The following is a 23015-nucleotide window of genomic DNA, read 5'->3' as shown; positions in this document are numbered from 1 at the left end:
TTCGGGCGCGGTCAGCCAGGCGATGAGCTTTTGGGCCTCTTCCTTGACCGGGCTCTTGTCCATCACGCCGAGGAACGCGCCGCCCCAGTTGGCGCCCTTGGGCGCCCGGGCGACGTCCCACTTGCCCTTGTTCGCCGGTCCGGCCTTCTCGCTGATGTGGGCGAGCATCCAGGCCGGGCAGACGGTGGAGGCGAAGGTCGACTGGGCCAGCCCCGGGTCCCAACCGGTCTGGAACTGGGGCAGCTTGGCGGTCAGGTCGGCCTTCGCCGCGGAGACCGCGAGGTTCCAGGCGTCCTTCACCACCGGGTTGTCCTGGTAGATGAGCTTGCCGTCCTCGTCGTAGAACTGCTTCTCACTGCCGTAGATCATCGCGTTGAACAGCCCGCTGGAAGCGTCCATGAAGGAGACCTTCTTGTCCTTCGACTTCTGCTTGAAGGTCCGGCCCGCCTCGACGTACTTGGACCAGTCGCCCGCCCACAGCTTCGCCACCTCTTCGCGGTCGGTCGGCAGACCGGCCTGCTCGAACAGGTCCTTGCGGTAACAGACCGCCATCGGGCCGATGTCCGTGCCCAGCCCCAGCAGCTTGCCGTCCTTGGCGGTGACCTGGCTCAGCTTCCACGGCAGGAAGTGGTCGATGCCCTCGGTCTTCGACAGATCCGTGAACTTGTCGGCCTGGGTGTCGACCAGTTCCTTGGCCCGGCCTATCTCTATCCCCTGGATGTCCTTGAGACCGGAGCCGGCCGCCAGGTGCGTCTGGAACGCGGTGTAGTACGTCTGCTCGTCGCCGACCACATCGGCCTCGATCTTGATGGTGGGGTTTTCCTTCATGTAGCGGTCGAGGAGGCCGCTCTCCTTGTACCCCATGACGCCGAAGAGGCCCATGCTGATGACGGTCTTGCCGTCCTTGGTGGTCGCCTTGTCCGCGTCGTCGCCGCTGGAGCAGCCGGCGACGAGGGCGAGTGAGAGCGCGGCCGCCGTGGCGGACGCGAGGGTGGAACCGAAGCGGTGACGGGCCATGCCCATGGTGCTTCCTCCTAGCAGCGGCGCCCCGGCGTGCGCCCGCTGCGGCTCAGGATCGACTGGATGGGAGACCCGCCCCGGATGAAAATGGGAGCGCTCCCAATAGGTTGTGGAAGACTCTCCGTAGACACAGGGTCGTGTCAAGAGTCGAAGTCGGTTCCGTTGCGCGAATGTGTCCGGACGCCGGCTCCGGGCGGCCGGTCCACCGGCCGGTCGGCACAATCTCCTGGTGAGCGCTGTGGCGCATGGGGAGAGCAAAAGTCAGGAGACGCGATGAGCAGCCGTAAACAGCCAGGCCAGAGGCCAACTCTTGAAGCCGTGGCCCAGCTGGCGGGCGTGGGCCGCGGCACCGTCTCGCGCGTCGTCAACGGGGCGCCCGGGGTCAGCGCGAAGGCCAGGTCGGCCGTCGAGGCGGCCATCGCGGAACTCAAGTACGTACCGAATCCGGCCGCGCGGTCCCTGGTCACGAGCCGGACCGACAGCATCGCGCTGGTGATACCGGAATCGGAGAGCCGGCTCGCGTCGGAGCCGTACTTCTCGGCCGTCATCCGGGGCGTCAGCACGGAGCTGGCCGACACCGACATGCAGCTGCTGCTGATCCTCGTCCGGGACCAGCGCGAGCGCGACCGGCTGATCCGCTTCGTGGAAGCCCGCCGGGTGGACGGGGTGCTGCTGGTCGCGATCCACCGCGACGACCCGCTGCCCGCGTTCCTGGAGACGTCGGGGATGCCGACGGTGCTGGCGGGCCGGCGCACCCCCGACGAGCCGCTGAGCCATGTCCAGTCCGACAACGCGGGCGGCGCGGCGCAGGCCGTGGGGCATCTGCTCGACCGGGGGCGCCGGACCATCGCGACGATCACCGGGCCGCTCGACATGGACGTGGGCCGGAGCCGGCTGCGCGGCTGGCGTGAGGCGCACGCCGGGAGGGGCGCGCCGGACGAGGCCCTGGTCGCGCCGGGCGACTTCACCGAGGAGGGCGGGCGCGCCGCCATGCGTGAACTTCTTCAACGGCGCCCGGGACTCGACGCCGTCTTCGTCGCGTCGGACGTGATGGCGGCGGGTGCGCTGACCGTGCTGCGCGAGCGGGGCCGGCGCGTTCCCGAGGACGTGGCGATGGTCGGGTTCGACGACTCGATCGTGGCGCGCCACATGGTGCCGCCCCTGACGAGCGTGAGTCAGCCGACGGAGGAGCTGGGCCGCACCATCACCCGGCTCCTGCTCGACGAGATCAACGATCCCGCGCTCGCGCACCGTTCGCTGACCCTGCCCACCACGCTCACCCGGCGCAGCACCAGCTGACACCCGCCCGGCGCGCCGTTCGCGGAGGGTGCGGGGCCGCCCGTGCGCCGTTGTGGCCCGTCCTGTTGAACGATTTTCGAATCCATCAGCGTTCCACACCCCGCGAATTGCCCTCGAACGGGTCATCGATGTCCGCCCCGGAGTGACCAACTGCTAAGCAGGGACGTTCCTGTACGTACCGGAACCTCTGGAGTCAGCATGCCCATCGATACCGTTCTCGCCCAGGAACAGACACCGCCCGACGCGCGCCCCAGGATCCCGGGGCAGGCCGCAGACGGCGGGAGCCCCGGAACGGACGGCCCGGTCGAGGAACGGGATCTGACGTTCGACGGCTTCCGCTACACCTGCCGGATCACCCACCACGGGGAGCCGCTGACCGAGCCGATGCTGGTGCTCGGCGGCTCCTCGCAGGACCGCCACTCCTGGGTGCGGCACGAGAAGTGGCTCGCGCCGCTCGGCCAGGTGATCACCGTCGATCTGCCGGGGTACGGGACGGCCGACTTCCTGCCCGCGCACTACGGCATCGACTTCCTCGCCGCCACCGTCCGTCATCTGCTCACCGAACTCGGCGTGCCCCGCGTGAACCTGATCGCGGCCTGTTACGGCGGCGCGGTGGGCATGCGCTTCGCTCAGCACTACCCGGACCTGGTCGCCCGGCTGATGCTCGTCGGCATGACCACCCGGATCCCGGCGGACTACGCCGTGGCGATGGAGCGCTGGGCCGTCATGATCGACCGGGGCGAGACGGAGACCATCGCCCGCGAGCTGGCCGACCACTTCATGTCGCCTCCGGGCACCGGCCGGGTCCGCAAGCACGCCGCCGTGTCCCGGCTCGTCTACCAGCAGATCGCGGGCCAGACCCCGGAGCAGCTCAGCAAGTCGGCCGAGCACAACACCCGGCTGATGCGGCACGAGTGGTACCGGCCCGAGCCGGTACCGGCCGTCCCGAGCCTGGTGGTGACCGGGGAGCACGACACCCTGTGCACCCCGGGGATGGGGCGCGAGGTGGCAGCGACCCTGCCGGAGGCACGGTTCCTGACCGTCGACGAGACCGACCATCTGGCCCCGGTGGAGCGGATCGCGGAGTTCTCGGACCTGATGGCGCGCTTCTGCACCGATCAGCCGCTGGACGAACTGCCCTACAGCAGCCGGCCCGAGACGCTGGGCACCGCGATCGCCGCCGACCACTGCGCCGGCACGGCCCCCTGAGCACGGCGCGGCCGTGCTCGGCGGACCGGGCCGTGCCGGGCGGCCCGTACCGGAGCCGGGGCTCCGGACGGCCCTGCCCCGCGTGTCAGCCCCGGTGGTGCGAGGGCAGCGGTACGGACGCGGCGAACGCGCCGTCGTGGTGGACGAGTCCCGGCCCCTGGCCGTGGCCGCCCCCCGTCTCCACCTCGCCGACCACCAGCAGATGGTCCCCGACGCGCTGACGCAGCGTCACGCGGGCGGTGAGCCAGGCCGGTACATCGTCCAGTACGGGCAGTCCGTCGTGGCCCGCGCTCCACGGGATGCCCTCGAAGCGGTCGATGCCGCTGCGCGCGAACTGCCGCGCGAGCGTGGTGTTCCCGGTGCCCAGTACATGGACGGCGAAGCGGTCGGCGGCGCGGACCGCCGCGCAGGTCGACGCCGTGAGGCCCAGGCAGAAGGAGACCAGCGCGGGTTCGAGCGAGACCGAGGTGAACGAGGTCGCGGTGAACCCGGCCGGCCCCGGAACGGTGATCACGGTGACCCCGGCCGCGTGACGGCGCAGGGTGCGGCGGAGGGTCTCGGCGGGGGTGGCGGGCAGGGTGCCTTCGGTGGACACGGTGCCTTCTGCTGACACGGTCATCACGTTTCCCTTCGTCGGGGCGCTCACAGCGCCGCTCCCTGTTCGATCGTGAGGATCGGGCTGAGCCCCGGGTCGGCGCGCAGCCTTTCGAGCCACAGCACGACCACCGCGGCGGCACTGCGGTGCGACGCGTCGTTGAGGACGTCGTGCAGCCCGTCGTGCAGCACGCCGAGGGTGGCGCGCGGCAGCCGGGCCGCCAGCGCTCGGGCCTGCTCCGGCGGCGTGACCGGGTCGGCCTCGCCGTGCAGGATCAGGGCGGGCGCCGCGGGCCGCACATCGGTGAGCAGATGCGCGGGTACGGGCGCGGCGAGCCGGCCCCGTACGAAGGCGGCGTCCTCGGTGAGGCGTGCGCGGTGTGTCGGGCAGGCGGTACGCGCCGCCAGCTCCGCGTCCCAGCCGGTGTCGGGGCCGGTGTCGGTGTCGGTGTCGGTGTCGGGGCCGGTGTCAGGGTCGGGGTAGGTGTCAGGGTCGGGGTAGGTGTCCTGGCCGGGGTCGGGGGCCGCGGCGCCACTGGTCCGGGCGCCGGTCGGGGCGGACCCGGCGACGACGACGCCCTCGACCGGCAGTCCGGGGTCGGCCGCGGCGGCGGTGTGCAGGGCCTGCAGCGCCCCCGTATCGCTGCCGATCAGGACGACGGGCACCGCGGGGTCGGCTCCCGCCGCGTCCGCCGCGCGGGCCAGCACGGCTTCTGCGTCGTCGTCGGGGGCGGTACCGAGCGCGTGGACGACATAGCCGTCCGCCGCCAGCCGCCGCCCGAACCGTTCGTAGACCAGCGGGTGTTCACCGCGTCCCGGCAGCAGGAGCAGGGTGCCGCGCGGGGCGATCGCGGTGGGCGGCCGCCAGCTGAGCAGGTCGGTCATCGCCGGCCTCCCAAGGAGTCGAGTACGGGGGCGGCGGCCGAGTTCGCCCGCCGGTGGGCGAGTTCCTGGTGGACGAGGGCGATCGGTCCCTCTCCGTACGCGACGGCGTCGTCGAGCGGGTCGTAGCCGCGGATGAGCAGGGTGGTCACCCCGATGTCGACGTAGTCGAGCAGGGCCTTGGCGACGGTCTCCGGGGTGCCGACGAGCGCCGTGGTGTTTCCGCCCGCCCCGGTGGCGGTGGCGGTCGGGGTCCACAGCGCGCGGTCGTGGAGATCGCCCTGCGCGGCGGCGGCGAGCAGCCGTCGCGAGCCGGTGTTCTGCGGACCGGGATCCGAGGTGTCCGGTCGGGATCCGAGGTGAGGTGTCTGGTCGAAGAAGGGCGCTCCCGCACCGGACTTGATGGTGTCGAGGACGCGGTGGGCGCGTTCCCAGGCCAGTTCCTCGGTGGCGCCGAGGATCGGCCGGAAGGACACGCTGATGCCGGGCGCCGCTGCCCGCCCGGCGGCTGTCGCCGCCGCGCGCACGGAGGCGATCTGCTCGGCCGTCCCGGCCAGCGGCTCGCCCCACAGGGCGAAGGTGTCGGCGTGCTTGGCGCCCACCCGGTACGCGGCCTCGGAGGAACCGCCGAAGTAGAGCGGGATGCCGGAGGCGTGGACGGGCAGGACCTGCGAGCCGTACTCCTCGAAGCGGTAGTGGGTCCCTTCGTGGCTGAACGGTTCCCCGGAGGCCCAGGCGCGGCGCAGGATCGTCAGATACTCGTCGGTGCGCTCGTAACGCTCCTCCTTGGTCAGATGGTCGCCGTCCCTGCGCTGTTCGGTGTCGTTGCCGCCGGTGATGATGTGGACGGCGAGGCGCCCGCTGCTGAAGTGGTCGAGCGTGGCGAAGGAGCGGGCGGCGAGCGTGGGCGCGATGAAGCCGGGGCGGTGGGCGACGAGGAGCCCGAGGCGTTCGGTGTGCGCGGCGACGTAGGCGGCGACCTGGGCCCCGTCCGGCCTTCCGGAGCTGTAGCCGATGAGGACCCGGTCGAAACCGGCGCTCTCGTGGGCGCGGGCGAAGCGCGCCGTGTAGTCACGGTCGATGACGGGGCCGTGGGCGGGCCTGGTCTCGGAGGAGTCCTGGGTGGCGATCATGCCGACGAACTCGACGGAGGTGGCGGCGGGCGGGGTGGTCTGGTCGGTCACGGGTCAGTCGCCTTTCGGTGCGGAGCGGTCGAGGGCGTGCGCGAGGGCCGCACGGCCGGTGGCGGTCAGTACGGAGTCGTCCTGCGGGGTGTGGACACGGGCGCAGAGCACGTCGCGGTAGTGCCGTTGGAGCGGATTGGCCCGGGTGAGGCCGTGGTTGCCGGTCAGGGCCACGGCCTGTTCGACGGCGGTGACGGCGGCGCGGGTGGCGAGGAGCTTGACCGCCCCGGCCCGTTGCGCCGCGCCCCGGTCCCCGTCGTCGACGCGCGCGGCCAGGGTGTCGACGAGTGTGTCCGCCCCGAAGAGCGCGGCGTCGATCTCGCCGACGGCGCTCTGGAAGCGCTGCAGCGTGGCCAGTGGGGCGCCGAGCGCGGTGGGGACACGCTCGTGCAGGAAGCCGGTGAGCCAGTCGCGGGCGGCGCCCGCGACGCCCAGGTAGAGGGCGCTCAGGCCGAGCGCGTTCCAGGCGGCGGTCGCCGGGTCGGGGCGCGCTCCCGGCGTGTCGCCCGGCTCCGCGAGGGCGATGACATCGCCGAGCGGGACGGGTACGGAGTCCAGGACGACGTCGTCGCTGCCGCTGGCGCGCAGTCCGACATGGTCCCAGGTGGGTTCGACGGTCAGTCCTGGGCTCTGCGCGCGGACGACGAAGGTGCCGACGCGTACGGGGTTCTCGTCGGTCCGCGCGAAGACCAGCATCCGGCTGAGGCCGGCGGCGCCGGTGGAGTAGATCTTGCGTCCGGTCAGCAGCCAGTGGCCGTCGGCGCGCCGGGCGGTGGTGGCGGGCAGTCCGCCGCGTACCGGACTGCCGAGTTCCGGCTCCACGCGCAGCGAGTTGACCAGGGCGGGTCCCGCGGCGGAGGCGTCGAGGAGTTCGGCGTACGCGGCGGGCGGCCAGCCCGGGGTGCGGGCCTCGGCGGCGTGGGTGAACAGGGTCATCGCCGTGACGAGGGCGACGGCCGGGTCCCCGGCGCCGAGCGCGCGCAGGATCCGGACGGTGTGGCCGAGCCCGGCGCCGGGACCGCCGTGCCGGACGGCGACGGTCGCGGTGAGCAGTCCGGCGCGGTGGGCCACGGCGAAGCCCTCGGTGGGGAAGGTGGCGTCGCGGTCGTGTGCGGCGGCGCGGGAGCGGCGCGGGAGCGGCGGCGGGCCGCGTGTGGTGCTCCTTCGTTCAGCCGAGCCGCTCGCGCCAGCTCCCGGCGCGGTGGCAGGCGACGGAGTGGGAGTCCGCGGAGTCGGAATCGGCCGAGTGGGAGCCCGCGGAGTCGGAATCGGCCGGGTGGGAACCGGTGACGGGGACTGCGCGCGGCTCCTCGCGGCAGCGTTCTTCCGCGAAGCGGCAGCGTGGCGCGAAGACGCAGCCCCGCGCGTCCGGCCAGGGCTCCCGCCCGGGATCGGCCCGCAACTGCGCCGGGAGCAGGCGGTGTTCCCGGCGGACGCTCGGCGCCGACGCGGTGAGCAGCGCGGTGTAGGGGTGCCGGGGCCGCTCCAGCACCTCGGCGATGGGGCCGTGTTCGACGAGCCGTCCCCGGTAGAGCACGGCGACCCGGTCCGCGATGCCGGCCAGCGAGCTGAGGTCGTGGGAGATGACGACGACGGCGAGACCCAGCTCCCGGCGGAGCCGGTCGAGCAGGCTCAGGACGAGATTGCGGTTGGAGGCGTCCAGCGCGCTGACCGGCTCGTCGCTGAGCAGCAGCCGGGGCCGGGTGACGATGGCGCGCGCCAGCGAGACACGCTGGCGCTGGCCGCCGGAGAGCTGTCCGGGGGTACGCGCTCCGAGCGCCCCGGAGTCCAGCCCGGCCAGGGCGAGCGCCTCGTCCGCCCGCGCGGCACGCTCCCGCCGGGTCGACGCGCCCACCGCGGCGAGCGGCTCCGCCACGATCTGACGTACCGTCATATCCGGGTCCTGGGAGCGCAGTGGGTCCTGGAACATGAACTGCGCCCGGCCCGAGCGCCGGAACTCCCTCAGCTCGCGACGGCGCAGCCCGGTCAGGTCCCGGCCCTCGAAGCCGATACCGCCCTCGTCGGGCCGTACCAGACCGACCGCCGCGCGCGCCAGTGTGGTCTTTCCGGAGCCCGTCTCCCCGATGATCCCGAGGATCTCGCCCGGCGCCACGGTCAGATCGATCCCGGAGAGCACCCGGGTACGCCCCGCCCCGCGCAGCGCGGTGGCGCGCCGGCCGTACGACACGGACAGTCCGCTGATCTCCAGCAGCGCGGTGGTCATGCGGTGGCTCCTCGGGGCACGGGGGCGGCGGCCGGTGCGGTCACCGGTCCCGGCGAGGCGCCCAGCAGTCCCGCCGGGCGCAGGCAGCGGGCCCGGTGGCCGCTGTCGAGGGGGTACGGCGCCACGGGCGCCTCCCGGCAGCGGGCGACGGTGTGGGCGCAGCGGTCGGCGAACCGGCAGCCGGGCAGTTCGGCGCCCGTCCGCGGCGGCCGGCCCGGGATGATGTCGAGGGTGCGGCGTCCCCACTCCCCGATCGACGCCACCCGCAGCAGCGCCTCGGTGTACGGGTGCGCGGGGGCGGCGAGCACCTCGGCGGTGGGGCCGTCCTCGACGATCTCGCCCGCGTACATCACGATGACGCGGTCGCAGCTCTCGGCGACCACGGCGAGATCGTGGGTGACGAGGAGGAGGGCGAGCCCCTGTTCGGCCCGCAGCCGCTGGAGGAGTTCCAGGATCTCGGCCTGGATGACGACGTCGAGGGCGGTGGTGGCCTCGTCGGCGATGAGCAGTTCGGGCGCGCAGGAGACCGCGATGGCGATGAGCACCCGCTGCAGCATCCCGCCGGACAGTTCGTGGGGGTACTGGTGGAAGACCTCCTCGGGGCGGTGCAGCCCGACGGCGGTGAACAGCTCGACGCTCCGCGCGTGTGCCTCGGCCCTGCCCAGCCCGCGTCCCACCCGCAGCTGTTCGACGAGCTGACGGCCCACGGTGAGCGAGGGGTTGAGATACGAGGCGGGGTCCTGGAACACGGCGCCGACGCGGCGTCCCCGTACCGCGTCCCACTGTTTCCGGGTGAACGAGGTCAGTTCGGCGGCGCTGTCCGTCGCACCGGCCCCGAGAGTGATCCGTCCGCCCGACACCGCGCACCCGGTGGGCAGCACCCCCAGGACGGAACGGCAGGTCAGGCTCTTGCCGCTGCCCGACTCCCCCACCAGGCCGACGGATTCGCCGCGGCCGAGGGTGAAGGAGACCCCCCGGACGGCGTGCGCGCCGCCGGGGACGGTGACGTCGAGTCCGTCGACGGTCAGTACGGGATCATCCGGTCGTGACACGCTGCTCGACCTCCTGCGAAGACGCGGTGCCGGTTGCGGCACCCGTGCGGGCGTGGCTGTCGCGGTCCGGGACGCGAGCGTCGTCCGAACCCGCCCGCGGGCCGGTGGAGTCGGCGGCGGGCCCGTTCGGCGGAGCCACGGGTACGGGAGGCGGCGCGGCACCGGTCTCCCGTAGGTCACCGGCCGCCGCGCCGCTGTCGCGTACCGCGTCCGCCAGGACGTTCAGGGCACCGACCGTGATCATGATCGCGGCGCCGGGGACGAGCGGCGCCCAGGGCTGCTGCGCCAGATATCCCAGATCGGAGGCGAGCATCCCGCCCCAGGTGGGCGCGGGCGGCTGGACGCCGAGTCCCAGGAACGTCAGCGAGGCGACCACCAGCAGCGCCTGACCGACGGCCTGGGCGGTGGTGACGGCGACCGTGGGCAGGATCTTGCCCCAGACGTGGGTGCGCAGGATCCACCACCGTGAGGCGCCCATCAGCTCGGCGGCCTCCACGTACTGCGCCTGTGCGAGCCCCAGCGCGGCGGCCCGGGTCACCCGGAAGTACAGCGGCGCGAAGAGCACCCCCAGCGCGATCATCGCCTGGTGCAGCCCGTTGCCCAGCGCGCCGACCACGGCGATGGCGAAGATGGTGAAGGGCATGATCATCAGCGTGTCGGCGGCGCGCTGAGCCGTCCACTCGACGGTACGGCCGAGCCAGACCGAGGCGATGCCGGGGACGATGCCGAGCAGCATCGCCACGCCGACCGCCTCCAGGGCCCCGGCGATCGAGCTTCCCGTGCCCGCGAGCAGTCTGCTCAGGACGTCGCGCCCCAGGTAGTCCGTGCCGAGCGGATGCGCTCCGCTCGGTCCGCGCAGCATGTCCCCGGGGTGCTGGCCGAGCGGATCGTGCGGCGCGAGGGCGCCGCCCGCGACCGCCAGCAGCGCGATCACGGCGAGGACGGCCAGGGCGATACGGGCCGGGCGGAGCCGCCAGGTACGGCGCAGGGTCCTCATGCCGGACCCCCGTCCCCGCCGCGCCCGCCGCCGGAGGGCTGTCTGCGGGCCGCCGGATTGAGCGCGCCGAGCGCGGCGTTGACGCCGATGTTGGCGACGAGCACCACGGCGACGGTGACCAGCAGCGTCCCCTGGATGACCGGGATGTCGTGCTGTTCCGCGGACTGGAGGGAGAGTTGGGCGATCCCCGGCAGGTTGAAGATCTTCTCGGTGACGACCGCGCCGCCCAGGATCACCGGCACACTGACACCGAGCACGGAGAGCGCGGGCCCGGCCGCGTTGCGCAGGACGTGTCCGAACAGCACCCGCCGCGCGGAGAAGCCGCGCATCCGCGCCCCTGTCACGTAGTTCTCGCGCAGCGCGCCCACGAGCGAGGTGCGCAGCTGGCGGGCCATGGAGGCGGCGGCGTCGAGGCTCAGCGCGAACGCGGGCAGGACCGCGTAGCGCAGCCACTGCCCCGGGCTCTCGCCGAACGGCACGTATCCGCCGGTGGGCAGCGCGCCGAGCTGTACCGCGAAGACGACGATCAGGACGATGCCGATCAGGAAGGGGGGCAGTGTGCTCAGTACGGAGCAGACGAGGGTGACGGCCCGGTCGATCCGGCCGCCGTCGTTCAGCGCGGCGACGATCCCGGTGCCGCCGCCGAGCACGATCGCGAGCAGCAGGGCGAGCCCCGCGATCGACAGGTCCACCGGCAGCGCCTGGGCGACGCTGTCGGCCACCGGCACCCCGGTGAACCACGACACGCCCAGATCGCCGGTGAGGGCCCGGCCGAGCCAGCTCAGGTACTGCGCGTACAGCGGCTGGTCGAGGCCGAACTGCCGCTCCATACGGGCGATGTCGGCCGGTGTCGCCTGGTCGCCGAGGACCGCGGCCGCCGGGTTGGCGTCGGAGAGCGCGCCCAGGGAGAAGGTGAGGAGCGAGGCCAGTACGAAGACCGTCGCGGTGATCACCAGCGTGCGGCCCAGCGGCCGGGGCGCCGCGGCCAGCCGCCGCCGCACGGGGGCCAGCCGCCGCCGCACGGGGGCGAGCCGGGCGGCACGCGGCGGCCGGGGCGGTGCGGGCGCGCTCATGAGACGGTGACGCCTTCGAACCGCTGGACCACGGTGTACGGGGGGATCTCGGAGACCTTCGGGTTGCGGGCCAGAATGCGCGGGATGGTGTACAGGAAGACGTTCGGCATGGTCCGTACGGCGATGCCGGTCGCCTTCTGGAGGACGGCCGGGTACTCGGGCGAGTCCAGCGGCGTGCGGCGGACCGTGTCGAGGGCCTTCTCCAGCTCGGGTGAGGTGGTGCGGCCCGGGTTCATCAGCCCCTCCTCGCCGAAGAGGACCTGGAACCCCTGGGTCGCGGACTCCCGTCCGGCGAACTGGTCGACGTACAGCGCCTTGGCGCGCTGGACATAGACGAGTTGGGTGGCGCGGGCCGCCGGGACGGTCTCGATGGTGGCGGTGATGCCGACCTTCTTCAGCTGAGCCTGGATCAGTTCCGGTACGCCCTCGGCCTTCTGGGCGGACAGGGTGATCTTCAGCCCGTCGGCGTGGCCCGCCTTGGCGAGGAGCGCTCTGGCTCTGCCCGGGTCGTACGGGAAGAGTTCGTCGAGGGCGTCGTCGTGGCCCGCGTACCCCTGGGGGAAGGGTTGCCGGGTGACGTCGCCGTGGCCGAAGGAGGCGGTCTTGAGCAGCTCCTCGCGGTCGACGGCGTATTTGAGCGCGAGGGCCACATCCGGGTCGGTGAAGGGCTCCTTGCCGTTGTGGACGTCGAGGACGGCCACCACCATCGAGGGAATGACCTGGACGTCCAGGCCCGCCGCCTTGGCCGCCTCGACCTGGCTGCCGGGTATCTGCGCGACGTCGTACTGTCCCGAGGTGAGCGCGGCGACCACCGTGGAGGGCTCGGGGAGCGGATACAGCTCGAAGTTCTCGATCTTGACCCGTCCCGCGTCCCAGTAGTCCGGGTTGCGGCGCAGGACGGCCTTGGCGTTCTGGACGTACGAGACCAGGGTGTAGGGACCGTGGCCCGCCGGGCGGGTGGCGAGGCTCGCGGCGTCGCTCTCGAAGACCGCGGGGTTGACGATCATCCCGGTCTTGCCCGCCAGCAGCAGCGGGATCTGGAAGTCGGGCGCCGAGAGCCGCAGCCGGACGGTGTGCGCGTCGACGGCGGTGACCTCGGCGACGCCGACGAGTTGCGAGGCGACGAGCGACTTCTCGTCGTCACGGCCGCGCTCGATGCTCTTCTTCACGGCGGTGGCGTCGATCGGTGTCCCGTCGCCGAACTTCTGGCCGCGCCGGAGGGTGAAGGTGACGACCGTGCCGGAGTCGTTGTACTTCCATGACGTGGCGAGAGCGGGAACGGCGCCGCCGGACTCGTCGAGGGTGGTGAGCCCGGAGTAGACGAGGGACAGGGAGTGCACGTCCCAGCCCGCGGACGAGGTGACCGGATCCCAGGAAGTGGTCAGGTTCCAGCCCCACTTGAGCGTGGAGCCCCGCCCGGCGGCAGCCGGGCCCGGCTGCCCGCCGCAGGCCGTGAGCGCGAGCGCGGCGCCCGCGCCGAGCGAGAGCCCGAGAAAGGTACGCCGGGAGGCGCCGGAGGGCGTCGGCCCGCCGGGGCGGGCCGCGCCGGAGGTGGGAGAGGGAGAGCGGAGGAACGGCATGGGTGCGCCACCTTTCTGGGCCGTGCCGGTGCGCGCCGGTGCCGCACGGGACATCGGCGGTACGCGGGCGGGCCGCCGGGCGCCCGGCCGGGCGGTCCGGGCGAGCGGGACGAGGGCGTGCGGAGGAGGGGGTGCGGTGCGGGCGCGCGCGGGCGACGGGAAGCGGCGAGAGCTGTCCCACAGGGCCGCTTCCCGGGCGAGTCGACGCGGCTCGGAGGGACGCGCGGGGCGCGGGAGCGGCGCGGAGCCGGAGAGGGACGAGCACGGTGGCCCGGGTGGGGGTCCCGGACGACGGGCGCTGGGGCCGCGGCGGTCGGGTCAGCGACAGAGGGCGCTGGAGGTGCGCAGGTAATCCACGTAGCGGCAGACCACGGCCGGGTGCATCGAATGCATGTCCCGTATCCTCACGGCCCCGCGTCGCGGTGTCAATGGACACCTCTTGGTGTCTCATTGTCCGAGACCCCGGCGACCTGCGCTTTCACCGCGCGAGGCCCAAGACATCAGCGTCGGGAGCAACTTCCCGACGGCGTCTGGGCCCTGGCCGGCGCATGGCGCCGTCCGCCCCTCGGGCGGGGCTCGCGGCGTCCGGCCCGCCGCACTCGCTCCGCCTCGGCGTGCTCACGCGGCCTTCGGATGCCGAGCGTTCCCGCGAGGCGGAGGACCGTCCTCGTACGGGACGTACCCGGATGGCTCCGACCACGCGGCGCGCGGGCGTGCCGGGCGTCCGAGCCCGGCGCGATGGGCCGGACAGGGCCCGGGACCTCGGCCTCAGGCAGGGGCGCGCGACGCTTCGCCGGGGTGCCGCCAGAGCGGTCCGTGACCGGTGTCGACCCGTACGGCTCCTGGCGGCGGCGTCGACTCCCCGCACAGCAGATCGAGTTCGGGGCCGGTCAGGCTGCGCCACCGCTCCAGCGCGACCGCCGCGGGCTCCCGTACGGGGTCGAGCGCCCGGCTCTGCCCCGCGGCCGTGCGCGCGGCTTCCAGATACGTCTCCAGGGGCCGCCAGCCCGGCACGCACACCCGGCCGCCGGGGCCGTCGAACAGCAGCGTCGGCAGGGCGTAGCGGCGGTGGCCGCCGGTCTCCTTCGCGCGCCCCGGGTGCGGCCCGGGGCCCTGGAGGTCCAGCACCTCGGGCCGTGGCCGACGGGCCTCGGACCAGTCGGCGCGTACCGCGTCCCGGCTCGCCGGGGCGGCCGTGTCCCGCAGCAGACGCTCCTCGTCCAGGCCGGGAACGCCGTGTACGGCGGCCCTGATCCCCTCGGGCGTGTCGGCGGGTTCGCCGTGCACGAAGGTGCTCTCCCGCAGCCGCCGCAGCACCCGTCGCGCCACCTCGGACCCCTGTGCCTCGGCCGCCTTGGCCGCGCGGGAGGCGGGCCAGCTGCTGCGCGTCAGCCAGTGCAGCCGCCGCGCGTAGGGGGCGTGCGTGTGGACGGTGACCTCGCGGATGAATCCCTCGTACCAGCGGGCCTCGGCGTCCGGATCGGGGGCCGGGTCCTCGTCCTCGTCGAAGAGGACGGCGAAGACCGTCCGCCACCGCGCGCGCTCGCCGAGCGTACGGCCGAGCAGCCGGAAGACCGGCTGGGAGCCCCAGGCCCAGGGGCAGGCGGGATCGGTGAATTCGACGACCGTGACCAGCGGTTCGCGCGCGTCGGCGGTCATACCGGCAGCGCCCTGGTGGTCCCGCGCACGGCGGGTGCCCCGGCCGCGGGACCCGTGGCGGGGTCGCCCGCCCGGCTCTGTCCTGCGGCGAGTTCTGCGATGCTCGCCGCGCCGAGCACCGACCGCGCCGCCGCCTCGACCTCCCGCCACAGATCCGGCAGCCGGCCGGCCGCGCCCGGGTACCCGAGCGCCTCGGGCCGCTCCCCGCGCAGGGTGAGGAATTCCCCGTCGACCGCCGTCATCACCTCGGCCACACTGATCGTCGCCGGGTCACGGCCGATCCAGTACCCGCCCTCGCACCCCCGCTGGCTGCGCACGAGACCCGCCTGCCGCAGTGCGCGGAAGACCGATTTGAGGAACCGGAACGGAATGTCCTGGGAGGACGCGATGGACTCGCACGTCAGTGGCCGCCCGCTGTCGGCGGCGAGTTCGACGAGCGCCCGCACCGCGTAGTCCGCCTTCGCCGAGATCTGCATCTGTACCGTCTCCCCGGGTTCCCTGCCCGCCGGCCCGCCGCCCGGGAACCGGGAACGGCCTGCTCGGCGGTAATGGACACATCTTGACATCCATTCGCCGCGCTCTCTACGGTCGGCGCCATGGCCTCGCCCGACGCGTTCCACCCCGACCTTCCGGACCATGATCACGACCACGGTACGACGGCGGCGGACGGGTCGCCTCCGCGCGCCCGGCTGCACCACATCCGCGCCGACGGCCTCGACGGCGACACCGCGCAGTCCGGCGGGATGCGCCGCTTCGCCGCCATCAGCGGCGCGAGCGTCGGATCGAAGCGCATCTGGATGGGCCAGACCCATGTCGCGCCCGAGACGGCGTCCGCCAACCACCACCACGGCGCCTCGGAGACCGCCATCCATGTGATCGAGGGACACCCGGAGTTCGTGTTCCTCGACGACTCGGGCGGCGCGCCCGAGGAGATCCGGATCCGTACCTCGCCGGGCGACTACATCTTCGTACCGCCGTACGTGCCCCACCGCGAGGAGAACCCCGGCCGGGACGGGGAGGCCGTGGTGGTCATCGCCCGCAGCACGCAGGAGGCGATCGTGGTCGATCTGCCGGAGCTGTACGTGCTCGGCGGGGCGGGCGACAGCGGCGAGAGCGGCTGACCCCCGCCGCGCGGCCCATCGGCCCCGCTACCGGGCGAGTTCGCGCACGGTCGCCATGTCGCTGAACGGAATGAGCCGTTCGCCGACGATCTGGTGGGGCTCGCTGCCCCGGCCCGCGATCAGCACGAGGTCGCCGCGGCCCGCCTCGGCGAGGGCGAACCCGATGGCCTCGCGGCGGTCGGCGAGCCGTTCGTAGCGGGTCGCGGTGGCGTCGAGCCCCGGAGCGATCTGGTCCATGATCCGGTCCGGGTCCTCGTTCCTCGGGTTGTCGGAGGTGAGGACGCACAGGTCCGAATGGGTTCCGGCGATCTTCCCCATCGGCGCGCGCTTGGTGTTGTCGCGGTCGCCGCCGCAGCCGAAGACGGTGATGACCCGGCCGCGCGCGAAGTCACGGACGGCCGTGAGCACCTTCTCCAGCGAGTCCGGGGAGTGCGCGTAGTCGACGATCACCGACACACCCGAGGGAGTCTCGAAGCGCTCCAGCCGCCCCGGGACCGGGTCCATCCGGTCGAGCGCGCCGATCAGCCCCGGCAGGCCGTGCCCCAGCAGATGGCAGGCGGCCACGGTGGCGAGGGCGTTCGCCACGGAGAACCGGCCGGGTACGGGGACGGCCGCCGGATACTTGCGCCCCGCGTGGTGGAGGGTGAACCGCGTTCCGTGCGCGTCCATGTCGAGATCGGTCGCCCGGTAGTCCGCCTCGGCGTCGAGGGCGTACGTCGTCACCGCGCCGGGCATCAACGCGCCGATGGAGGCGCCCACCGGATCGTCCGCGTTGACCACGGCTCGTTCGCACAGCCCCTGGAACAGCCGGAGTTTGGCGTCGCGGTAGTTCTCCATGGTGCCGTGGTCGTCCAGGTGGTCCTGGGTCAGATTGGTGAAGACACCGACATCGACGTGCGCGTGGTCCACCCGGTGCTCCAGCAGCCCCATGGACGTGGCCTCCAGGACCACGGTGGCGACCCCGCGGTCGCGCATGCGGCCCAGCAGGTACTGGAAGTCCGGCGCCTCGGGGGTGGTCAGCACCGACCTCGGCATGGGGATCGGCTCGTCACCGATCCGGCTGCCCGCCGTGCCGATGACGCCGACCGCGGCGCCCTCGGCGAGCCGCAGCACGGACTCGACCATGTACGAGACCGACGTCTTGCCGTTGGTTCCGGTCACGGCCACCGTGTCCATCGCGCGCCCCGGTTCGCCGTGGTAGCGGGCGGCGACGGCGGAGGCGGCCGCACGGGTGTCCCGTACCCGGACCACACACGCCCGCGTCCCGCCGGGCACCGCCGCCGGGGCCGGGGCCTCCCGCGGGTCCGCGGCTTCGACCAGCACCGCCGCCGCGCCGCGCGCGAGCGCCCGGCCGATCGCCTCGGGGCCGCCCTGCGGATGTCCGGGTACGGCGATGAACAGCGCGCCGGGCGCGACGCGGTGGGCGTCGATGGCGACCGGCGCGGTGATCGTGGTGTCCGGATCGCCGCGCAGGATCTCGTGGTCGTGCCCGGCGAGCAGTTCGCTCAGCTTCACAGGGGGTCCTCTCGTCGACGCGGCCCCGCGGCACGCCGTGGGGTCGCGGAAGTGGGCGCGGCGGTCCACGAGTCCGTGGTGACGCGGTGTTACGGGAGGAGGCGGGCCGGGGGAAGGGAACTCCACGGGCGGCCGGAGCCGGACCGGCCGCGCGGGCGAGCCCGACCGGTGCGGTGAGGGGGTGCTAGCCGTGACCGTGCACGGCGAGGCAGCCGGCCTCGGCGGCCGGCAGCGGGCCGTGGCCCGCGGCGAGCGCGCCGGAGGCGGCCCGGTGCCGCGCGCAGGCGGCCCGCGGCGGGCACTCCCGCACGGCACGTGTACAACCCATGAGGCGAGTGTACGGCCGTGCGCCCGGCCGCGGTGCCGGTCGGACCGGTCGGGCACCGTAACGTCCAGGCCCCCCGGGGGTGCGCGCGAGCGACGGCGGGCGGGCCGCACACGGCGGCCCGCCCGGGGAGGTCACGCGGATGAGGGGGCGTCGGGTCAGACGCCCTGCCCGCTGCCGCCGCCCGAACTCGGCGCGGCCTTGATGCCCTTCGTGATCTCGTCCATGACGGCCAGCTCGGGCGCCTTGTCGTTGATGTCGAAGCCGGAGCGCACGACGACCAGGATGCTCGGCGTGGCGGGCGAGGGGAAGACGAGTGACTGCACGTAGCCGTCGTCGCCCTTGCTGGTGACCACCTTCCAGCGGACGAGATAGCCCTTCTGCCCGGCCACGGTGACCGCCTCGGACTTGAGCTGCTCGTGCGAGGAGATCCCGTAGCTGTCGCCGCCGTAGGACTCCTCGGCATTGACCGTGATGTCCTTCTCGGCGGACTCCTTGGCCGTCTTGGCGGTGTTCTTCAGCGCGGCGGCGGGCGCGGAGAACACGCCGCCGCGCACGCAGTCCGCCGAGGAGTCACCGGGGCAGGTGTACTTGCCGGTCGTCACCCCGGCACCGATCATCCCGGACTCGCCGGTCCAGCCGTCCGGCACGGGGATGCTGATCCCGCTGGCCGCGTCGGTGGCGAACCCGTCCTCGGTCCGCGGCTGCGCGGGAGCGCCGCTCCCGCCGCCGGAGCCGCCTTCGCCCCGGCGGCCCTCGGGCGCCGGAACCGTGTCGCCGGGGCCCGAGGGCGCGGCGGACGGCGCGGATCCGTCGCGCGCGGCTCCGCTCACGCCACCGCCACTGTCACGGCCGAGCAGATAGAAGCCGCCCGCGAGGGCGAGCGCCACCACGGCGGCGGTGACACCCACGATCACGCGTCGGCCGTTGCCGCGCGGCGCGGCAGGCGGCGCGGCGGGATACGGCGGCGCGTCCGGCGGTCCCCACGCGCCGGGCGGGGCCGCGCGGAGTTCGTCGGTCCAGGCGGAACCGTCCCACCATCGTTCCTGACGGGGGCCATCACCTGTGTGTCCTGGATCGGGATGCCAGCCGGGCGGAGTCGTGTAGGTCACAACACTCACCTTAAGCACACTGTCTGAAAAGCTGGTGAGAGGGGCATGAGAATCCCCGGCTTCGACCGGCCGCACCCGCGCAGCGCCCGCTCAGCCGCGCAGCGCCCGCTTCATGATCTTTCCCATGTCGTTGCGCGGCAGGGCGTCGAGATGGCGCACGACGCGCGGCCTCTTGTGCGCGGCGAGCTGCGCCGCGACATGGTCGGCCAACTCCTCGGCGGACGGCGGGGCTTCGGCGCGCTCCGGGACGATCCAGGCGACGATGCGCTCGCCGAGGTCCGCGTCGGGCTCGCCGGTCACGGCGGCCTCCCGTACCCCCGGGTGCTCCAGGAGCACGTTCTCGATCTCGCCCGCGCCGATTTTGTAACCGCCGCTCTTGATCAGGTCGGTGGCCTTGCGGCCGACGATACGGACGTAGCCGTCGGGGTCCCGGATCGCCATGTCGCCGGTGCGGAACCAGCCGTCGGTGAAGGCGTCCGCCGTCGCGTCGGGGCGGTTCAGATACTCGGTGAACAGGTTCGGGCCGCGCACCTGGATCTCCCCCACGCTCTCCCCGTCGTACGCCTCGAAGGCGGCGCCCGCCTCGTCGACCAGCCGGAGTTCGACTCCGGGCAGCGGCAACCCGACCGTTCCGGCGCGGGCCTCGCCGTCGGCGCGCACGCTGGTGTTCATCAGGGTCTCGGTCATCCCGTACCGCTCGACGACCCCGCGGCCGGTCGCCTCGGTGATCCTGCGGTGGTCGCGCACGGGCAGCGCCGCCGACCCCGAGACCAGCAGCCGCGCCCCGGCCAACGCCTTGACCAGGGCGGGATCCCGGGGAAGCGCCTCGGCGAGGCGGTGGTACATCGTGGGCACGCCGAAGAGCATCGTGGCCCCCGAGAGGAGTTCACGCGCGACGCCCTCGGTCTCGAACCGCCCCAGATGGCGCACCTCGCCGCCCCGGCGCAGCGGGCCGAGGACACCGAGGATCAGGCCGTGGACGTGGAAGAGGGGCAGCGCGTGGACGAGGACGTCGTCGGCCGTCCACTGCCAGGCGTCGGCCAGCGCGTCCAGGGTGGCGGTGACGGCCCGGCGGGGCAGCACGGCGCCCTTGGGCGGTCCGGTGGTGCCCGAGGTGTAGACGATCAGTGCGGGAGCCTCCGGGGAGGGCTCGGCGAAGGGGACGGCGGCAGGCGCCCCGCCCGCGTCCCCCTCGCCGCTGCCCGTCGGGGTCCCGGCCGACGGGGCGACACGCACCAGCGCGGCCAGGGGCGGCGGCAGTTCGTCGTCGGGGTCCGCGAGGACATGGGTGGGGTCGCTGTCCGCGACGATGTGGGCCAACTCCCGTACGCCGCTCCTGGGGTTGACGGGGATCACCGGGATCCCGGCGAGCAGCGCGGCTACCACGCCCACCGCCGTGCCGAGGGTGGGCGTGGCCCAGACCGCGACGCGGCGCGCTCCGGCGATGCCGACGGCCACGGAAGCCGCCGCGTCGGCCAGTTCGGCGTGGCTCAGGGTACGGTCCCCGAACCGCAGGGCCGGGCGGTGCGAACGGGCGGCGAGGGCCGGGAAGAGAGAGGACACGCGGCGTTCTCCTTGCTGTCTGCGAGACCGGACCTCCGAAGCCTGGCATCTTCGGCGCCGCTCGCGCAGCAGGGCCCACCGGCTCGTCAGTTGAGGGTGTCGGGGTCGGGCCCTGTGCGCTCCCCCCGGTCGAGCCCGGCCAGCGCCTCCATGTCCCCGGAGGACAGCTCGAAGTCGAAGACCTCGATGTTCTCGCGGATCCTGGCGGGGGTGACGGACTTGGGGATCACGATGTTGCCCAGCTGGATGTGCCAGCGCAGGACCGTCTGGGCGGGCGACCTCCCGTGGCGGGCGGCGATCGTGGTGATCACCTCGTCCTTGAGCAGCGCGCCTTGGGCGAGCGGGCTCCATGCCTCGGTGGCGATGCCGTGCCGGGCGTGGAAGTCGCGCGACTCCCGCTGCTGGAGGGCGGGATGCAGCTCGATCTGGTTGAGGGCCGGGACCACCCCGGTCTCGTCCAGCAGACGCTGGAGGTGGGCGGGTGTGAAGTTGGAGACGCCGATGGCGCGGGTACGGCCGTCGGCCAGCAGCTTCTCCATGGCACGCCAGGTGTCGAGGTAGCGGTCGCGGGCGGGGGTGGGCCAGTGGATGAGATAGAGATCCACACGGTCCAGGCCGAGCCGCGCCAGTGCGGCGTCGAACGCGGTGAGTGTCGCGTCGTACCCCTGGTCGTCGTTCCACAGCTTGGTGGTGACGAACAGCTCGTCCCGGGGAATGCCGGAGGACGCGAGGGCGCGGCCCACTCCGGTCTCGTTGCCGTAGACGGCGGCCGTGTCGATGCTGCGGTAACCCGTTTCCAGCGCGGTGGCGACGGCGTCGGTCGTGCGGGCGTCGTCGACCTGGAAGACGCCGAAGCCGAGCTGCGGAATGGTGACGCCGTTGTTCAGCGTGATGCGGGGGACGGTGTCCATGGTGTTCCTTCTCGTTGCCGATATCACGTATACCGGGATGTCCAGGGTTATTTCCAACGTATCCACGCTCTTCGCGGCGCGCGCCTCGGCGCACGGCGGTTCAGCGGGCGGTGTCGGTGCCCGCGGCCGCCGGGACGGACGCCGCTGGGGAGGCGACGGGCTCGGCCGCGGCGGGCGTACGGCGCTCCAGGGCGCCCGAGACCACGGCGAGAACGAGGGCCGATCCGGCGAGCGCGGCGCCGACCCAGTTGGCCGCGGTGTAGCCGTGTCCCCCCGCGATGACCAGGCCGCCGAGCCAGGCCGCCAGAGCATTGCCGAGGTTGAAGGCGCCAATGTTGACGGCGGAGGCCAGCGTGGGCGCGGCGGACGCCCGGTCGAGGACGCGCTTCTGGAGCGGGGGCACGGTCGCGAAGCCCAGTCCGCCGATCAGCACGATCGTGACGGCCGCCGCGATCTTGTGGTGAGCGGTGAGCGTGAACAGCGCGAGGACCAGACCGAGCCCGCCGAGCGTGGCGTAGAGCAGCGGCATCAGCCCGCGGTCGGCGAATATGCCGCCCAGGAGGTTGCCGCCGACCATGCCCAGCCCGAAGAGGACGAGCAGCCAGGTCACCGAGGACTCGGCGAATCCGGCGGTCCCGGTCATCATCGGGCTGATGTAGGTGATCGCCGCGAAGACTCCGCCGAAGCCGAGCACGGTCATCGCCATGGCGAGGAGCACCTGCACGTCGCGGAAGGCGGCGAGTTCGTCGCGCAGCCGTACGCCCTCGGCCGCGGGCCGCTCCGGGACCAGCCGGGCGATTCCCAGCAGACCGAGCACACCGAGGCCCGCGACGAGCAGGAAGGTGGCCCGCCAGCCCGCGCTCTGCCCGATGTAGGTGCCCAGCGGTACGCCCACGACATTGGCGACGGTCAGTCCTGTGAACATCATGGCGATGGCGCCCGCCTTCTTGCGCGGGGCCACCAACGAGGCCGCGACGACCGATCCGATGCCGAAGAAGGCGCCGTGGGCGAGCGAGGCGACCACACGGCCGGCCAGCATCAGACCGAAGCCCGGCGCCAGCGCGGAGAGCGTGTTGCCCACGACGAAGAGCCCCATCAGCAGCATCAGCATCCGCTTGCGCGGGATCCGGGTCCCGAGGGCGGTCATCAGCGGGGCGCCGACGACGACCCCGAGCGCGTAGCCGGTGACGAGCAGTCCCGCGGCGGGGATCGTGACGCCGTACTCGGCGGCCACCTGGGGAAGCAGCCCCATGATCACGAACTCCGTGGTGCCGATGCCGAATGCCCCGATGGCCAGGGCGAGCAGCGCGAGAGGCATGGGTACGACCTTCCGAAATGATTGCGTGAGCACCTTGCAGGCGACCACAATACTTGCAGACGCGGACTATGCGCAACAGCGCTATATCGCGGAGGTGTCCTATCCTGGCGGGAGGACCCGCAGCCGCCCGCTCCCAGGAGGACGTCATGACCGCCACGGACACCGCGCTGACCGGACTCGCCCAGGGCTGGTGCGCGCTCTCCCTGCTGCACAGCAGGATCGAGACACACATCGAGCGCGCCCTGCAGTCCGGACACGACCTCAGCGTCCGTGAGTACTCCCTGCTCGACGTGCTCAGCAGGCAGCACGACGGCGAGGGCGGTCATCTGCAGATGAAGCAGGTCGCCGACGCCGTCGTGCTCAGCCAGAGCGCCACC

The 23015-nt window shown here is 73.2% G+C and carries 21 protein-coding genes and 1 pseudogene; 4 read left to right on the top strand and 18 right to left on the bottom strand.

Going from position 1 to position 23015, the window contains the following annotated elements; genetic code table 11:
- Positions 1-1017 (bottom strand): ABC transporter substrate-binding protein (locus DVH02_RS22535; protein ID WP_114625642.1); only part of this gene is annotated, 1017 nt, incomplete at its 3' end.
- 276 nt (positions 1018-1293) lie between these two features.
- Between DVH02_RS22535 and DVH02_RS22530 the strand changes: the two genes are divergently transcribed.
- Both DVH02_RS22530 and DVH02_RS22525 read left to right on the top strand, forming a co-directional pair.
- A complete protein-coding gene (locus DVH02_RS22530; RefSeq protein ID WP_114625638.1) occupies positions 1294-2319 on the top strand; it encodes a LacI family DNA-binding transcriptional regulator in 1026 nt (341 codons plus the stop codon).
- Between the two features lie 198 nt (positions 2320-2517).
- Positions 2518-3528 (top strand): alpha/beta fold hydrolase, encoded by a 1011-nt coding sequence (locus DVH02_RS22525; protein WP_114625637.1) that lies wholly within the window; start codon positions 2518-2520, stop codon positions 3526-3528.
- A gap of 85 nt (positions 3529-3613) precedes the next feature.
- On the opposite strand, the gene DVH02_RS22520 is transcribed toward DVH02_RS22525, so the two are convergent.
- The 11 genes from DVH02_RS22520 to DVH02_RS22470 all read right to left on the bottom strand — a co-directional run bounded on the left by DVH02_RS22520 (position 3614) and on the right by DVH02_RS22470 (position 15249).
- A complete protein-coding gene (locus DVH02_RS22520) occupies positions 3614-4147 on the bottom strand; it encodes a flavin reductase family protein (protein WP_114625641.1) in 534 nt (177 codons plus the stop codon).
- A 23-nt stretch (positions 4148-4170) separates the two neighbouring features.
- Positions 4171-5007: an alpha/beta hydrolase gene (locus DVH02_RS22515; RefSeq protein WP_114625636.1), complete on the bottom strand. Its 837-nt coding sequence runs from the start codon at positions 5005-5007 to the stop codon at positions 4171-4173.
- Positions 5004-6137, bottom strand: coding sequence for an LLM class flavin-dependent oxidoreductase (locus DVH02_RS22510; protein ID WP_114625640.1), 1134 nt, complete (start codon positions 6135-6137; stop codon positions 5004-5006). Before DVH02_RS22510 ends, DVH02_RS22515 begins: the two co-directional genes overlap by 4 nt.
- A gap of 54 nt (positions 6138-6191) precedes the next feature.
- Complete coding sequence (locus DVH02_RS22505) at positions 6192-7427, bottom strand: acyl-CoA dehydrogenase family protein (protein ID WP_114625635.1); 1236 nt, start codon at positions 7425-7427, stop codon at positions 6192-6194.
- Positions 7357-8412, bottom strand: coding sequence for an ABC transporter ATP-binding protein (locus DVH02_RS22500; protein ID WP_114625634.1), 1056 nt, complete (start codon positions 8410-8412; stop codon positions 7357-7359). The genes DVH02_RS22505 and DVH02_RS22500 overlap by 71 nt, the downstream gene beginning before the upstream one ends.
- Complete coding sequence (locus DVH02_RS22495) at positions 8409-9464, bottom strand: ABC transporter ATP-binding protein (protein WP_233518382.1); 1056 nt, start codon at positions 9462-9464, stop codon at positions 8409-8411. Before DVH02_RS22495 ends, DVH02_RS22500 begins: the two co-directional genes overlap by 4 nt.
- Positions 9448-10461 carry an ABC transporter permease gene (locus tag DVH02_RS22490; RefSeq protein ID WP_114625632.1) on the bottom strand — a complete coding sequence of 338 codons (1014 nt, stop codon included), beginning with the start codon at positions 10459-10461 and terminating at the stop codon, positions 9448-9450. Before DVH02_RS22490 ends, DVH02_RS22495 begins: the two co-directional genes overlap by 17 nt.
- A complete protein-coding gene (locus tag DVH02_RS22485) occupies positions 10458-11534 on the bottom strand; it encodes an ABC transporter permease (protein ID WP_114625631.1) in 1077 nt (358 codons plus the stop codon). Before DVH02_RS22485 ends, DVH02_RS22490 begins: the two co-directional genes overlap by 4 nt.
- On the bottom strand, positions 11531-13114 hold the full coding sequence (locus DVH02_RS22480; protein ID WP_114625630.1) for an ABC transporter substrate-binding protein: 1584 nt from the start codon (positions 13112-13114) through the stop codon (positions 11531-11533). Before DVH02_RS22480 ends, DVH02_RS22485 begins: the two co-directional genes overlap by 4 nt.
- A gap of 768 nt (positions 13115-13882) precedes the next feature.
- Entirely contained in the window at positions 13883-14773 is an 891-nt protein-coding gene (locus DVH02_RS22475; protein ID WP_114625629.1) for a DsbA family protein, read from the bottom strand.
- Entirely contained in the window at positions 14770-15249 is a 480-nt protein-coding gene (locus DVH02_RS22470; protein WP_114625628.1) for an RrF2 family transcriptional regulator, read from the bottom strand. The genes DVH02_RS22475 and DVH02_RS22470 overlap by 4 nt, the downstream gene beginning before the upstream one ends.
- A gap of 120 nt (positions 15250-15369) precedes the next feature.
- Between DVH02_RS22470 and DVH02_RS22465 the strand changes: the two genes are divergently transcribed.
- On the top strand, positions 15370-15894 hold the full coding sequence (locus DVH02_RS22465) for a cupin domain-containing protein (protein ID WP_233518381.1): 525 nt from the start codon (positions 15370-15372) through the stop codon (positions 15892-15894).
- 27 nt (positions 15895-15921) lie between these two features.
- Here the strand turns inward: DVH02_RS22465 and DVH02_RS22460 are convergent, their stop codons facing one another.
- The 6 genes from DVH02_RS22460 to DVH02_RS22440 form a co-directional block, all read right to left on the bottom strand.
- Positions 15922-17409 carry a UDP-N-acetylmuramoyl-L-alanyl-D-glutamate--2,6-diaminopimelate ligase gene (locus DVH02_RS22460; RefSeq protein WP_114625627.1) on the bottom strand — a complete coding sequence of 496 codons (1488 nt, stop codon included), beginning with the start codon at positions 17407-17409 and terminating at the stop codon, positions 15922-15924.
- A gap of 184 nt (positions 17410-17593) precedes the next feature.
- On the bottom strand, positions 17594-17737 hold the full coding sequence (locus DVH02_RS35245; RefSeq protein ID WP_158575928.1) for a hypothetical protein: 144 nt from the start codon (positions 17735-17737) through the stop codon (positions 17594-17596).
- 155 nt (positions 17738-17892) lie between these two features.
- Entirely contained in the window at positions 17893-18846 is a 954-nt protein-coding gene (locus DVH02_RS22455) for a DUF2510 domain-containing protein (RefSeq protein ID WP_114625626.1), read from the bottom strand.
- A 90-nt stretch (positions 18847-18936) separates the two neighbouring features.
- Positions 18937-20409 carry an acyl-CoA synthetase gene (locus DVH02_RS22450; protein WP_114625625.1) on the bottom strand — a complete coding sequence of 491 codons (1473 nt, stop codon included), beginning with the start codon at positions 20407-20409 and terminating at the stop codon, positions 18937-18939.
- Between the two features lie 86 nt (positions 20410-20495).
- Positions 20496-21320 carry an aldo/keto reductase gene (locus DVH02_RS22445; RefSeq protein WP_114625624.1) on the bottom strand — a complete coding sequence of 275 codons (825 nt, stop codon included), beginning with the start codon at positions 21318-21320 and terminating at the stop codon, positions 20496-20498.
- Between the two features lie 100 nt (positions 21321-21420).
- A complete protein-coding gene (locus DVH02_RS22440) occupies positions 21421-22638 on the bottom strand; it encodes an MFS transporter (RefSeq protein WP_114625623.1) in 1218 nt (405 codons plus the stop codon).
- A 146-nt stretch (positions 22639-22784) separates the two neighbouring features.
- Between DVH02_RS22440 and DVH02_RS22435 the strand changes: the two are divergent.
- Positions 22785-23015, top strand: a pseudogene (locus DVH02_RS22435) (MarR family transcriptional regulator); the annotation flags it as partial.

The sequence above is a fragment of the Streptomyces corynorhini genome, from assembly GCF_003346515.1.
Lineage (GTDB): Bacteria > Actinomycetota > Actinomycetes > Streptomycetales > Streptomycetaceae > Streptomyces > Streptomyces corynorhini.
This window is presented reverse-complemented; position numbering and strand designations above follow the sequence as displayed.